The 13,307-nt window shown below is 56.6% G+C and carries 10 protein-coding genes and 1 pseudogene; 5 read left to right on the top strand and 6 right to left on the bottom strand.

Features of this window, described 5'->3' with window-relative positions:
* The first annotated feature begins 11 nt into the window (after positions 1-11).
* Genes AC1MKH_RS01225 through AC1MKH_RS01215 form a run of 3 tightly spaced genes read left to right on the top strand, consistent with a single transcriptional unit; the run spans position 12 to position 2,922 of the window.
* Positions 12-836, top strand: a complete 825-nt coding sequence (locus AC1MKH_RS01225) for a PTS system mannose/fructose/sorbose family transporter subunit IID (RefSeq protein ID WP_015966358.1) — start codon at positions 12-14, stop codon at positions 834-836.
* 51 nt (positions 837-887) lie between these two features.
* Positions 888-2,117, top strand: coding sequence for an L-sorbose 1-phosphate reductase (sorE, locus tag AC1MKH_RS01220; RefSeq protein ID WP_276222210.1), 1,230 nt, complete (start codon positions 888-890; stop codon positions 2,115-2,117).
* Positions 2,110-2,922 (top strand): shikimate 5-dehydrogenase, encoded by an 813-nt coding sequence (locus AC1MKH_RS01215; RefSeq protein WP_276222212.1) that lies wholly within the window; start codon positions 2,110-2,112, stop codon positions 2,920-2,922. Before sorE ends, AC1MKH_RS01215 begins: the two co-directional genes overlap by 8 nt.
* 208 nt (positions 2,923-3,130) lie before the next feature.
* Here the strand turns inward: AC1MKH_RS01215 and AC1MKH_RS01210 are convergent.
* A pseudogene (locus AC1MKH_RS01210) lies at positions 3,131-3,313 on the bottom strand (type II toxin-antitoxin system CcdA family antitoxin); the annotation flags it as partial.
* Between the two features lie 85 nt (positions 3,314-3,398).
* Between AC1MKH_RS01210 and pepE the strand changes: the two are divergent.
* A complete protein-coding gene (pepE, locus tag AC1MKH_RS01205; RefSeq protein ID WP_276222214.1) occupies positions 3,399-4,088 on the top strand; it encodes a dipeptidase PepE in 690 nt (229 codons plus the stop codon).
* Positions 4,089-4,179: 91 nt separating this feature from the next.
* On the opposite strand, the gene AC1MKH_RS01200 is transcribed toward pepE, so the two are convergent.
* The gene (locus tag AC1MKH_RS01200) at positions 4,180-5,811 is read right to left on the bottom strand and encodes a Na/Pi cotransporter family protein (protein WP_276222216.1); all 1,632 of its coding nucleotides are present in this window, start codon (positions 5,809-5,811) and stop codon (positions 4,180-4,182) included.
* A 240-nt stretch (positions 5,812-6,051) separates the two neighbouring features.
* On the bottom strand, positions 6,052-9,735 hold the full coding sequence (gene metH, locus AC1MKH_RS01195; protein ID WP_276222218.1) for a methionine synthase: 3,684 nt from the start codon (positions 9,733-9,735) through the stop codon (positions 6,052-6,054).
* 202 nt (positions 9,736-9,937) lie between these two features.
* On the opposite strand from metH, the gene iclR reads away from it, so the two are divergent.
* Positions 9,938-10,762, top strand: coding sequence for a glyoxylate bypass operon transcriptional repressor IclR (gene iclR / locus AC1MKH_RS01190; protein WP_276222220.1), 825 nt, complete (start codon positions 9,938-9,940; stop codon positions 10,760-10,762).
* 15 nt (positions 10,763-10,777) lie between these two features.
* Here the strand turns inward: iclR and AC1MKH_RS01185 are convergent, their stop codons facing one another.
* The 3 genes from AC1MKH_RS01185 to aceK all read right to left on the bottom strand — a co-directional run bounded on the left by AC1MKH_RS01185 (position 10,778) and on the right by aceK (position 13,269).
* Positions 10,778-11,050: a type II toxin-antitoxin system RelE/ParE family toxin gene (locus tag AC1MKH_RS01185; protein WP_488451567.1), complete on the bottom strand. Its 273-nt coding sequence runs from the start codon at positions 11,048-11,050 to the stop codon at positions 10,778-10,780.
* 36 nt (positions 11,051-11,086) lie between these two features.
* Positions 11,087-11,353 carry a type II toxin-antitoxin system Phd/YefM family antitoxin gene (locus AC1MKH_RS01180; protein ID WP_276222224.1) on the bottom strand — a complete coding sequence of 89 codons (267 nt, stop codon included), beginning with the start codon at positions 11,351-11,353 and terminating at the stop codon, positions 11,087-11,089.
* Positions 11,354-11,490: 137 nt separating this feature from the next.
* Positions 11,491-13,269 (bottom strand): bifunctional isocitrate dehydrogenase kinase/phosphatase, encoded by a 1,779-nt coding sequence (aceK, locus tag AC1MKH_RS01175; RefSeq protein WP_276222226.1) that lies wholly within the window; start codon positions 13,267-13,269, stop codon positions 11,491-11,493.
* Between the last annotated feature and the right edge of the window lie 38 nt (positions 13,270-13,307).

The following is a 13,307-nucleotide window of genomic DNA, read 5'->3' as shown; positions in this document are numbered from 1 at the left end:
CGGAGCCCATCATGGAACAGAGAAAAATCACACGCAGCGATCTGGTGAGCATGTTTCTGCGCTCCAACCTGCAACAGGCGTCCTTTAACTTTGAACGTATTCATGGGCTGGGCTTTTGCTACGACATGATCCCTGCCATTAAGCGCCTCTATCCACTGAAAGAAGACCAGGTCGCCGCGCTGAAGCGCCATCTGGTGTTCTTCAATACCACGCCAGCCGTGTGTGGCCCGGTCATCGGTGTGACCGCCGCCATGGAAGAAGCGCGCGCCAACGGCGCCGAAATTGATGACGGCGCCATCAACGGTATCAAAGTTGGCCTGATGGGCCCGCTGGCCGGGGTCGGCGATCCGCTGGTCTGGGGGACCTTGCGCCCGATTACCGCCGCGCTTGGCGCCTCGCTGGCGTTATCCGGCAACATTCTCGGCCCGCTGCTGTTCTTCTTTATTTTCAACGCAGTGCGTCTGGCGATGAAGTGGTATGGGCTACAGCTCGGCTTTCGCAAAGGCGTGAATATCGTCAGCGATATGGGCGGGAATGTGCTGCAAAAACTGACCGAAGGTGCCTCGATTCTTGGCCTGTTCGTGATGGGCGTGCTGGTCACCAAATGGACCTCAATCAACGTGCCGCTGGTCGTCTCGCAAACACCTGCCGCAGACGGTTCCACCGTCACCATGACCGTGCAGAACATTCTCGATCAGCTCTGCCCTGGCCTGCTGGCGCTGGGTTTGACGCTGCTGATGGTGCGTCTGCTCAACAAAAAAATTAACCCGGTATGGCTGATCTTTGCCCTGTTTGGCTTAGGGATTATCGGCAATGCGCTGGGCTTCCTGTCCTGATTCTTCGCCCCGGCGCAACTGCCGGGGCCATCGCTCAACATGAGGTGGTTTATGAAAACAACAGCTCTGCGTCTTTACGGTAAACGTGACCTGCGTCTGGAAACCTTTGACCTTCCTGAAATGCAGGAAGATGAAATTCTGGCGACAGTGGTCACCGACAGCCTGTGTCTTTCCTCCTGGAAAGAGGCCAATCTGGGCGAAAACCACAAGAAAGTACCCAACGATGTGGCGACTAACCCGATCATCATCGGCCATGAGTTTTGCGGCGATATTCTGGCCGTCGGTAAAAAATGGCAGCATAAGTTCCAGCCCGGCCAGCGCTATGTGATTCAGGCTAACCTGCAACTGCCGGATCGCCCGGACTGCCCAGGCTACTCCTTCCCGTGGGTGGGCGGCGAAGCGACGCATGTGGTTATCCCCAACGAGGTTATGGAACAGGATTGCCTGCTGGCATATGAAGGCGAAACCTACTTTGAAGGCTCGCTGGTTGAACCACTCTCCTGCGTGATTGGCGCATTCAACGCCAACTATCATCTGCAGGAAGGCACTTATAACCACAAGATGGGGATTCGCCCGCAGGGACGGACGCTGATCCTCGGCGGCACAGGCCCGATGGGGCTGCTGGCGATTGATTACGCCCTGCATGGGCCGGTTAACCCGTCGCTATTAATCGTCACCGATACCAATAACGACAAGCTGAGCTATGCGCGGAAACACTATCCGTCAGAGCCGCAAACGCTGATTCATTATCTCAATGCAACCGACGCCTCGTACGAGACGTTAATGGCGCTCAGCGGCGGCCACGGTTTCGATGATATTTTCGTTTTCGTGCCCAATGAAGGGCTGGTTACCCTCGCCTCTTCGCTGCTGGCGGCCGACGGCTGTATGAACTTTTTCGCCGGGCCACAGGATAAACACTTCAGCGCGCCGATTAATTTCTACGATGTGCATTACGCGTTTACCCACTACGTGGGCACGTCAGGCGGCAATACCGACGACATGCGCGCGGCGGTCAAACTGATTGAAGAGAAAAAAGTGCAGGCTGCAAAAGTGGTAACACATATTCTTGGGCTGAATGCCGCGGGCGAAACCACGCTGGAATTGCCTGCCGTCGGCGGCGGGAAAAAGCTGGTGTATACCGGAAAATATCTGCCGCTGACTTCACTCACGCAGATCCAGGATAAAGGACTGGCGGCGATTATGACACGTCATCAGGGAGTCTGGTCCGGTGAAGCGGAGCAATACCTGCTCGCTCATGCAGAGGCAATTACCCATGATTAATCGCGAGACTCAACTCTGCATGTCGCTGGCCGGTCGCCCCGGTAACTTCGGCACGCGCTTTCACAATTATCTGTATGAAAAGCTGGGGCTGAATTTCATCTATAAAGCGTTCACCACCGAGGATATTGCTGCGGCGGTGAACGGCGTTCGCGCGTTGGGTATTCGCGGCTGCGCCGTGTCGATGCCGTTTAAAGAAAGCTGCATGCCCTTGCTCGATGCTATCGATCCGTCGGCGAAGGTCATTGATTCGGTGAATACTATCGTGAATGACGACGGCAGGCTGACTGGGTTTAATACCGACTATATCGCGGTGAAAAGCCTGATAACCCACCACCAGCTGAATGCCGCCGCACGCGTGATGATTCGCGGCAGCGGTGGAATGGGCAAAGCGGTGATTGCCGCCTTTCGCGACGCGGGGTTTACGAATGTCGTCATCGCCGCCCGCAACCGCGAGAGCGGCCTGGCGCTGGCGAAGCAGTATGGGTTTCAGTGGCAACCGCAGCCGGAAGGTATCGCCTGCGATATTCTGGTCAACGTGACGCCCGTCGGCATGACCGGCGGTAAAGAGAGCCATGAGCTGGCCTTCAGCGAAGCGATGGTCTCTGCGGCAAGCGTCGTTTTTGACGTTGTGGCATTGCCGCCGGAAACGCCGCTCATTCGCCTGGCGCAACGGCTTGATAAGCAGACGATCAGCGGCGCGGAGGTGATTGCCTTACAGGCCGTCGAGCAATTCGCGATGTATACCGGCGTGCGACCCGATGCGCAGCTGATTGCTGAAGCGGCAAGGTTTGCGCGCGAGGGGTGAGGACATGAGCGCCTTAACAGGCGCTCATACTGATGACAAACGCGAAATTGCCTGATGCGCTACGCTTATCAGGCCTACGAGTTCCTTCACTATATTGAATTTGCACGCGTTTGTAGGCCGGATAAGGCGTTCACGCCGCATCCGGCATGAACAAAGCGCACTTTATCAATCATCGAACGCTAATACATACAAATGCAGAATGGGTCCATCAGAACGGTCGTTGAAAATCGCTGAACGAACCGTTCCCGTCAGCCCATTGGTTAACGGATTCAATTGACTCTTTATTCTCCTGCAGCCACGTCTCCCTTCTTTTTTCGCAAAATTTCTCCAGCAGCGCTTCGGTTAACACAGCTGACAGATTAATCTTCAACTTGCGTGCTTCTTCCAGAACTCCGTGAACCTCGTCAGCGAGTCTTATCACCCGGCGTGATAGCATAGTCATCAACCCCTTAATTCCCTGATTGTCTGGAGAAAGAATGGAACTGCTGCTGTTAAGTAACTCGACGCTGCCGGGTAAAGCCTGGCTGGAACATGCGCTGCCGCTGATTCGTGGCGCGCTAAACGGTCGCCGTTCGGCGGTATTTATTCCCTTCGCGGGCGTGACACAAACGTGGGACGCCTACACGGCAAAAACGGCAGCGGTCTTTGAGCCAATGGGCGTGTCGGTCGTCGGTATTCATAACGCTGCCGATCCGATTGCGGCTATTGAAAATGCGGACCTCGTGATTGTCGGCGGAGGGAATACCTTCCAGTTGCTGAAAGAGAGCCGCGAACGCGGGCTGCTGGTACCGATTGTTGATGTGGTGAAGCGCGGCGCGCTGTACATCGGCTGGAGCGCAGGCTCGAACCTGGCTTGCCCAACCATTCGCACTACCAATGATATGCCGATTGTCGATCCGCAAGGTTTTGATGCACTGGGGCTGTTCCCGCTGCAAATTAACCCGCACTTCACCAATGCGCTGCCGGAAGGGCACCAGGGTGAAACGCGCGAACAACGCATCCGCGAACTGTTGGTTGCCGCGCCAGAGCTGACGGTGATTGGTTTACCGGAGGGTAACTGGATTCAGGTGAACGGTGAAATCGCGACGCTTGGTGGGCCAAACACCAACTATCTGTTTAAAGCAGGTGAAGAGGCGGTGCCGCTGGAGGCTGGACACCGTTTGTAAAAGATTTTGCCGGATGCGCTGCGCTTATCCGGCCTACAGATTGTGCCAATTGTAGGCGAGATAAGGGCTGCGCATCCGGTGTCAAAACGCACTAATAATCATCCCGTTCGTCATCTTCGTCCGGCTGCTCCAGCACGCTGTAAGCCACTGAACAAAATAGCGAGTTGAGACGCTGCATATCGCCCAGCAGGCCAAGGTGTAGCGAGCTGGTTTCAATACTCTGCACGTTCTGCTGGTGTAGACGATCAACGTGCGCGTGCGAGTAACGGCGATTCAGGATGCGGAAGCGATGCTTGCTGCGGCGCAGGCGGCGCGCGCTGGTGACGTCACCGGAGAAGAACACCGACATCGCCAGTTGCAGGTTACTCAGCAGTTGATCGTAAAGCGCATCCAGTTCCTTCAGCCCTTCAAGCGAGAACGCGCGGCGGGCCGCCAGCGATTTATCGGCGATCTCACTGCCCATACGTTCCACGATATCCGACGCCTGCTCCAGGTTGAGCGACATCTCGATGATTTCCGCCCAGCGCCGGGATTCCTCCTCCGCCAGTTCATCCTTCGGCATGCGTGCCAGATAGAGCTTGATGGCGGTGTAGAGCACGTTAATGTCGTCCGCCAGCTTGCGCAGCTCTTTCTCCTCGCGCGGCTCGCCGTGCATGACCTTTTTCAACCCTTCAAGCATCAACTCCATCGCATCGCCGATACGCAGCGCTTCACGCGCGGCATTGGCTAACGCCAGCGTTGGCGTGTCGAGGGCGGTGGTATCGAGATGCTTGGGCTTCAGGCGTGCGTCCAGTTCAGGTTCATCGCGGATCATTCGTTTGCAGAAACGCGCCATCGGCTCGGCGAACGGGATCATCACCACGCAGCGAATCAGGTTGTAGAAGACGTGGAAATAGATAACCAGTTCCGATTCCGGCAGCGGCAGTTTGTGCAGAGTATCCGCCAGCACATGGACAAACGGCAGAATGACCAGACCGCCCACCAGCTTGAACAGCAAACTACCCAGCGCCACGCGGCGAGCGGCAGCATTGGCGGCGCTGTTGTTGAGCATAGCCAGCAGGCCGGAGCCGAGGTTAGCGCCAATCACCAGACACAGCGCCACCGGGAAGGAAATAATCCCCGCCGTGGTTAGCGTGGCGGTCAGCAGCACGGCAGCCAGGCTCGAATAACTGACGATGGCGAACATCGCGCCAATCAGTGCATCCAGCATGATATCGCCGGTGAGCGAGGCAAAGATCACCTGTACGCCGTTGGCCTGGGTGATCGGCGTGACCGCCTGGACGATGAGTTCCAGCGCCAGCAAAATCAGGCCAAGGCCAATCCCGACGCGCCCCAGTTGCCCGGCACGCGACTGTTTGCGGCCGAGGAAGAAGATCACGCCGATAAAAATCAGCAGCGGCGACAGCCAGGATAAATCGAAGGTGAGGATACGCGCCATCAGCGCGGTCCCCACGTCGGCCCCCAACACAATCACCAGGGCGGGCGTCAGGGCGACCAGGTCCTGGGCGACGAACGACGTCACCAGCATGGTCGTGGCGTTACTGCTCTGCACCAGCGCAGTGACGCCAATGCCCGCGCAGAAGGCGAGCGGTTTCTTCTCAACACTACGGCTGAGGACGGTACGCAGGCGCGCGCCGAAGACGCGCATCACGCCCGTGCGGACAATGTGGGTGCCCCAAACCAGGAGGGCGACAGCGGAAAGCAGGTGTAACAGCGTTAACACAGAGTGGGGTTCTCCTTATCGTTATTGTTTTCCTGAGGCTATCTGCGCGGTTCTGCCGGATGGCGCTGCGCTTATCCGGCCTACAGGCAAGTCGTGAATCCGACGGCGAACCATGTAGGCCCGGTAAGCGCAGCGCCACCGGGCAAAACCGACGAAGCCTTCTTCCAGTATAAGGGTTTACTCACAAGAAAGAGACAGGGCGCTCAATGAGCGCCCTGTTTGTTGTAAGGAAAAGTGACGTTAGTCCGCGTCATACCCCAGATTCGGAGCCAGCCAGCGTTCAACTTCCTCTACGCTCATTCCTTTGCGGCGGGCGTAATCTTCCACCTGGTCACGCTGAATTTGCGCGACCGCGTAGTACTTGCTGTCCGGGTGGCTGAAATACCAGCCGGAGACCGACGCGCCGGGCCACATGGCGAACGATTCTGTCAGCTTCATGCCGGTGTGTTTTTCGACGTCCAGCAGTTCCCAGATAGTGCCCTTTTCCGTGTGTTCCGGGCAAGCCGGGTAACCGGGCGCCGGGCGAATGCCCTGATAGTTTTCGCGGATCAGTTCTTCGTTGCTGAGGTTCTCGTTCGGCGCATAGCCCCAGTAAACTTTACGCACGCGCTCATGCAGATATTCAGCAAAGGCTTCCGCCAGGCGGTCGGCAATCGCTTTCACCATGATTTTATTGTAATCATCGTGCTGCGCTTCAAAAGCATCCGCCAGCGCATCTTCTTCCAGCCCACCGGTGACGGCGAACGCGCCGATGTAGTCTTCTTTACCGCTCAGTTTTGGCGCGACAAAGTCGGAAAGACAGTAGTTTGCGAAGCCCACTTTCTCGGTCTGCTGGCGTAAATGACGGCTGACGGTAAGCACGTGAGTACGCGTTTCGTCACGGTAGATTTCAATGTCGTCACCCACACGGTTTGCCGGGAACAGGCCGACCACGCCGCGCGGATTCAGCGTTTTCCCGGCGCTCAGTTTGTCGAGTAACTCATTGGCATCTTTAAACAGACGCTGCGCTTCTTCACCAACGACTTCGTCTTCAAGAATGCGCGGGTATTTCCCGGCCAGCGACCAGGTCATAAAGAACGGCGTCCAGTCGATGTAGTTGCGCAGCGTTTCGATACTGGCTTCCACTTCCTGCACGCCAAGACGATGAGCCACCGGCGGCGTGTAGCTCGCCCAGTCGAATGCCAGATCGTTTTCGCGCGCGGCCTGCAAGGTCACTGGCGGCGTGCGCGGTTTCTTACGCCCGTGCTGAATACGCACGGTCTCATACTCTTTACGCGTGCGGGCGACGAAGTCGTCACGCTGGGTATCGGAAAGCAGCGCCGCAACCACGCCAACGGTGCGCGAGGCGTTCTGCACATACACCGTCGGGCCGCTATAGTTCTGCTCGATTTTTACCGCTGTATGCGCTTTTGAAGTGGTCGCACCGCCGATCAGCAGCGGGATGGTGAAGCCCTGACGCTCCATCTCTTTCGCCACGTTAACCATTTCATCCAGCGACGGGGTGATCAAGCCGGAGAGGCCAATCAGGTCCGCATTCACTTCCCTGGCGGTTTTCAGGATTTTGTCGGCAGGCACCATCACGCCCAGGTCGATGATTTCGTAGTTGTTGCACTGCAACACCACGCCGACGATGTTTTTGCCGATATCGTGGACATCGCCTTTTACGGTCGCGATCACCATCTTACCGTTGCTGGAGCCTTTCTCTTTGCTGGCTTCAATGTACGGTTCGAGATACGCCACCGCTTGTTTCATAACGCGCGCCGATTTCACCACCTGCGGCAGGAACATTTTGCCCTCGCCAAACAGGTCGCCGACCACGTTCATGCCATCCATCAGCGGGCCTTCAATCACCTGAATGGGGCGTTCAGCCTGCTGACGCGCCTCTTCCGTATCCAGCTCGATAAATTCAGTGATGCCTTTCACCAGCGAGTATTCGAGGCGTTTTTTCACGTCCCACGAACGCCATTCGGCCTGCTGGGCGTTGGCGGTGTCGTCGGTTTTGCTGCCGCGATATTTCTCGGCAAGATCCAGCAAACGCTCGGTGCCATCGTCGCGACGATTGAGGATCACATCCTCCACCGCGTCGCGCAGTTCAGCAGGCAGGTCGTCGTAAATCGCCAGTTGCCCGGCGTTCACAATCCCCATATCCATACCGTTGCGGATGGCGTAGTAGAGGAATACCGCGTGAATGGCTTCACGCACCGGATCGTTACCACGGAACGAGAACGAGACGTTAGAGACACCGCCGGAAATCAGCGCATGCGGCAGTTCGCGTTTGATGTCTTCACAGGCGCCGATAAAGTCCTGCGCATAGTTGTTGTGCTCGTCAATCCCGGTCGCCACCGCGAAGATGTTCGGGTCGAAGATGATATCTTCCGGCGGGAAACCGACTTCCTCGGTGAGAATTTTGTACGCCCGGCGGCAAATTTCGATTTTACGCGCGCGGGTGTCGGCCTGACCCTGCTCGTCAAAGGCCATCACCACCACCGCCGCGCCGTAGCGACGCAGCAGTTTGGCATGGTGCATAAAGGTCTCCACGCCCTCTTTCATCGAGATGGAGTTGACGATGCCTTTGCCCTGAATGCACTTCAGACCTTTTTCGATGACGTCCCATTTCGAGGAGTCGATCATAATCGGCACGCGAGCGATATCCGGCTCGCCCGCAATCAGGTTGAGGAAACGCACCATCGCCGCTTCGGCATCGAGCATCCCTTCATCCATGTTGATATCGATAATCTGTGCGCCGCTTTCCACCTGCTGGCGAGCCACATCCAGCGCTTCGCTGTATTTCTCTTCTTTAATCAGGCGCTTGAACTTAGCGGAACCGGTGACGTTGGTGCGTTCACCCACGTTCACAAACAGGCTGTCGTCGCCAATGTTCAGCGGCTCCAGGCCAGACAGGCGGCAGGCGACGGGCAGTTCAGGCAGCTTGCGCGGTGGCAGCCCGGCAACGGCGCGGCTCATCGCAGCAATGTGTTCCGGCGTGGTGCCACAGCAACCGCCGACGATATTGAGGAAACCCGCTTCCGCCCATTCGCGGATCTGTTTTGCCATCGTGTCGGCATCGAGATCGTATTCGCCAAAGGCGTTTGGCAGCCCGGCGTTGGGGTGCGCGGTGACGTAGCATTCCGCAATCCGCGACAGCTCCTGTACGTACTGGCGCAGTTCATCCGGCCCCAGCGCACAGTTCAGTCCAAAGGTCAGCGCTTCGGCGTGGCGCAGGGAGTTATAAAACGCTTCCGTAGTTTGCCCGGAGAGGGTACGCCCGGAGGCATCGGTGATGGTGCCGGAAATCATGATCGGCAGGTCGACGCCCAGCGCTTCAAACTCTTCTTTGACTGCAAAAATCGCCGCTTTGGCGTTGAGGGTGTCGAAGACGGTTTCAATCAGGATCAGGTCCGCGCCGCCTTCCACCAGCGCTTTCGTCGATTCCCGGTATGCGGCCACCAGCCCATCAAAGGTGATATTGCGGAATGCCGGGTCGTTGACGTCCGGTGAGATGGACGCCGTGCGGTTGGTGGGGCCAAGAACGCCTGCCACATAGCGCGGTTTTTCCGGCGTGCGTGCGGTCCACTCATCGGCGCAGGCGCGCGCCAGTTTGGCGGCAGCGAAGTTGATTTCCGCCGACAGGGATTCCATCTGGTAATCCGCCATGGCGATGGTCGTGGAGTTAAAGGTGTTGGTTTCAATGATATCCGCGCCCGCGTCGAAGTAGGCATCATGAATGGCGGAGATCACCTCCGGCTTGCTCAACACCAGCAGGTCGTTGTTACCTTTGAGGTCGCACGGCCAGTCGGCAAAACGCGCGCCGCGAAAATCCGCTTCGCTCAGGCGATAGCTCTGGATCATGGTGCCCATGCCCCCGTCCAGAACCAGAATTCGATCATTTAACTGCTGACGTAATTGTTCAACTTTGCTGCTCACACGCACTCCCGACCACGCTCAACCAAACCCAGAGAAAAAAACGGCAATAGACCATACTGGCATAAACCCTGATGGTGGAAAAGAGAACAACGCGCTACATGAGACAAGTTCACCATGACTCATCGGATCAGTAAGTCTGGTGATTGCATTATAATCAAATAAAACGAAAATGATTTCCACGATACAGAAACAGGAGTTCGCTATGGTTGCCACCGTTCCCGCAAAGCGCGGAAGAAAACCCGCCGCAGCCGCCGCTGTGCCGAGTGGCCAGGTTCAGTCTTTAACGCGCGGGCTGAAATTACTGGAATGGATTGCCGAATCAAACGGTAGCGTTGCGCTGACTGAACTCGCCCAGCAGGCCGGGTTGCCCAATTCCACCACTCACCGTTTGCTCACCACCATGCAGCAGCAGGGTTTCGTCCGCCAGGTGGGCGAACTGGGGCACTGGGCGGTGGGTGCGCATGCGTTTATCGTCGGCAGCAGCTTTTTGCAGAGCCGTAATTTGCTGGCGATTGTCCATCCTATCCTGCGCAAACTGATGGAAGACTCCGGCGAGACGGTCAACCTGGCGGTGCTGGATCAAAGCGATCATCAGGCCATTATTATTGATCAGGTTCAGTGCACGCAGTTGATGCGCATGTCTGCGCCCATTGGCGGCAAACTGCCGATGCACGCCTCCGGCGCGGGCAAGGCGTTCTTATCGCAACTGAGTGAAGAGCAAGTTACCGGCTTACTGCACCGCAAAGGGCTGCACGCCTATACCCATGCGACGCTGGTATCGCCGGTGCATTTAAAAGAAGACCTCGCCCAAACGCGCAAGCGCGGGTATTCCTTTGATGATGAAGAACACGCGCTGGGGCTGCGCTGCGTGGCGTCCTGCATTTACGACGAGCACCGCGAACCGTTTGCGGCGATCTCCATTTCCGGGCCGATTTCACGCATTACCGACGACCGGGTAACGGAGTTTGGCGCGATGGTGATCAAAGCGGCGAAGGAAGTGACGCTGGCGTATGGTGGGGTGCGCTAAAGCACTTTGGCGGGCCTAAAGATAATTATTTGGGTCCTGCCTTTCATGCAGCACGGCTAAAACCACAATCCCTGCCGGCACCTCACAATAGTAAATCACGTGGCTTTCGACCGGAAAGCTACGCACGCCAGAAAATAAATCGCCGCTGCGATCGCGGCCTGGCGAGGGATGCCTGTCGAGAACGTTCGTTATTGTGGCACGTAAAACAGCCGCATATGTCTCAGCGACCTCTCTTCCCCATCGTTGCGCAGAGTAAACCCGAATCGCCCGGATATGCGCCTTCGCCATTGTGGTAAACCGTACGCTCATCCCTGAACTGTATCCTTACTTTGCGTTGAGCTCATCATCAGTCAGTGGGCCAAATACGTCATCGGCGGTATGAAGTTCACCTCTATCCGCCTGGGCGATAGACTCTGCCAGTACGGATTTCAGGCTCTGCAATTTAAGCTGGACATAGTGGTCATACTCTTCTGGCGAGATAACGACGGCCACACGTTTTCCATGCTTGCTGATTTCAACGGGCTCGCGCTGGGCTTTCATCAATAATTCACCAAACTGGTTCTTGGCTTGCTGTGCGGGCATGCTCTGCATACCGCCTCCTTCCGTCTAAAATGGCTCGAATAGCTATTAGCAATATCATAGAAAGAAGGCATCGGTTGCTCCAGTGAAATCAACATGACATACGTTCTGATCCAAACTGGGGCCACCATAGAACGCAAAATCGCGTTTCACAAATGACTTGATGTATTCCTGGAAAGAGGCTCGCAAAAGCGGGATTCTGGCATACCATAACGCACGCTGAAACGCTGGCGACGACGGTAGGCGTAAACATCCTCCACATGACCATTTTTGATGCGCGTCTGTAGGCCGCGCCAGTAGTCGGCGCTGAACAAGTCGGCATGCATCTCTTCAAACAGCGGGCCGATACGCGGGTCGGCGCAGAGCCAGTGGCGAAACTCCTCCGGGAAGACATCGCCCGGCGAGACGCTGTACCAGGGTTCGCTGGCCAGTTCGTCTTCCGGGTAGCGCGGGGGCGGTATATCGCGGAAATTCACTTCAGTCATGTAGCAAATTTCATCGTAATCATAGAACACCACGCGGCCATGACGCGTGACGCCGAAGTTTTTAAACAGCATGTCGCCGGGGAAAATATTGGCGGCGGCGAGCTGGCGAATGGCGTTGCCGTACTCTTCAATCGCGTCGCGCAACTGCTGGCCCTCTGATTGCTCCAGCCAGATATTGAGCGGCACCATGCGCCGTTCGATATAAAGATGGCTGATAACGATGTGGTCGCCCTGTTCGGTGATTTTCTCCGGCGCTTCCTGCTGCAATAGCGCCATCAGCGCAGGCGAGATTTGCCGTTTCTCCAGCACAAAGTTTTCGAACTCCTGAGTGTCCGCCATCCGCCCGACGCGATCGTGCTCTTTGACCAGTTGATAGCAGGCGCGAACGTGCGCGGCATTCATCTCTTTTTGCGGAGCAAATTTGTCTTTGATGACCTTGAAGACGCGATCATAACCTGGCAGCGTAAATACCAGCATCACCATGCCACGAATGCCTGGCGCCTCAATAAACTGCTCATCGGTGCTGGCGATGTAATGCAGATATTCGCGGTAACTCTCGGTTTTTGCATGCTTCTGGCAGCCAATCGCCATATACAGTTCCGCCGTGGATTTGCCGGGCAGAATCTCGCGCAACCATTCCACCATCGCCGCCGGCAGTGGCGCATAAACCATGAAATAGGAGCGGGCGAAGCCAAAGACAATGCTCGCTTCCGTCGCGGTGGTCAGACAGGTATCGACAAACAGTTCCCCTTCATCCGTGCGGTGAATGGGTACTAAAAAGGGCAACGTGGCGGCAGGCGTCACCAGCTTGCCCACCAGCCATGCCGCTTTATTCCGATAAAACAGTTCGTTCGCCACCTGCAGGTGCGATTGTTGAAGTATCGCCTGGCCGAAGGTTTCACTCAGATGCGCAATGATGTAGTTGATATCACGCTGTTTATTCTGCCACGGCAGGCGTAGCGGCAGGTCTGTCAGCAGGCGATTGAACAGCAGCCCCCAGCCATGTTCAGGAAAGAAATCCTTCGCCAGCGGGCGTGGAATGGTGCGGAAACGGCGCTCCGGCTGTGAGCTAAAAATAAAAAGCCGCTCCGGTGTGAGCGAGCGGTGATCAAATAACCGGCAGTAAACCGAGTTAAAAAAGCTCTCCGCGATTTCGAAGCGAGGGTAATCAGGGAGAAGCGCGGTGTAGTGCTCTTTCACGCGTAACAAAAATTCGGCATCCGCGCCTTTGCCATCGGTGATGCAGCGCAACTGCTCCACCACCAGGCCAACATGATGATCATAAAGGTGAATACGGCTTTTCATCGCCTTCTGTACGGCATGCCAGTCGGCCTGTTCAAAGCGCTGCTGCGCGCCGGACGTCACTTCCAGGAAGCGCCCGTACTGGGCGTCAAAACCTTGCAAAATGGTGTGGGCAATCAGTAATTCCAGGCCACGCGGCATAATCGACCTCGTCCGGTGCGCGGTATGCCGGATGGCGC

The organism is Pseudocitrobacter sp. CD920760 (assembly GCF_057782505.1).
The sequence above is the reverse complement of the archived record's forward strand: the minus strand, read 5'-3'. Positions and strand labels throughout refer to the sequence as shown.

Bases quoted from the DNA above. Each gene is read 5' to 3' on its own strand.
- AC1MKH_RS01225 (WP_015966358.1), top strand. From the start codon at position 12: ATGGAACAGAGAAAAATCACACGCAGCGATCTGGTGAGCATGTTTCTG.
- sorE (WP_276222210.1), top strand. From the start codon at position 888: ATGAAAACAACAGCTCTGCGTCTTTACGGTAAACGTGACCTGCGTCTG.
- AC1MKH_RS01215 (WP_276222212.1), top strand. From the start codon at position 2,110: ATGATTAATCGCGAGACTCAACTCTGCATGTCGCTGGCCGGTCGCCCC.
- pepE (WP_276222214.1), top strand. From the start codon at position 3,399: ATGGAACTGCTGCTGTTAAGTAACTCGACGCTGCCGGGTAAAGCCTGG.
- iclR (WP_276222220.1), top strand. From the start codon at position 9,938: ATGGTTGCCACCGTTCCCGCAAAGCGCGGAAGAAAACCCGCCGCAGCC.
- AC1MKH_RS01185 (WP_488451567.1), bottom strand. From the start codon at position 11,050: ATGGCGAAGGCGCATATCCGGGCGATTCGGGTTTACTCTGCGCAACGA.
- AC1MKH_RS01180 (WP_276222224.1), bottom strand. From the start codon at position 11,353: ATGCAGAGCATGCCCGCACAGCAAGCCAAGAACCAGTTTGGTGAATTA.
- aceK (WP_276222226.1), bottom strand. From the start codon at position 13,269: ATGCCGCGTGGCCTGGAATTACTGATTGCCCACACCATTTTGCAAGGT.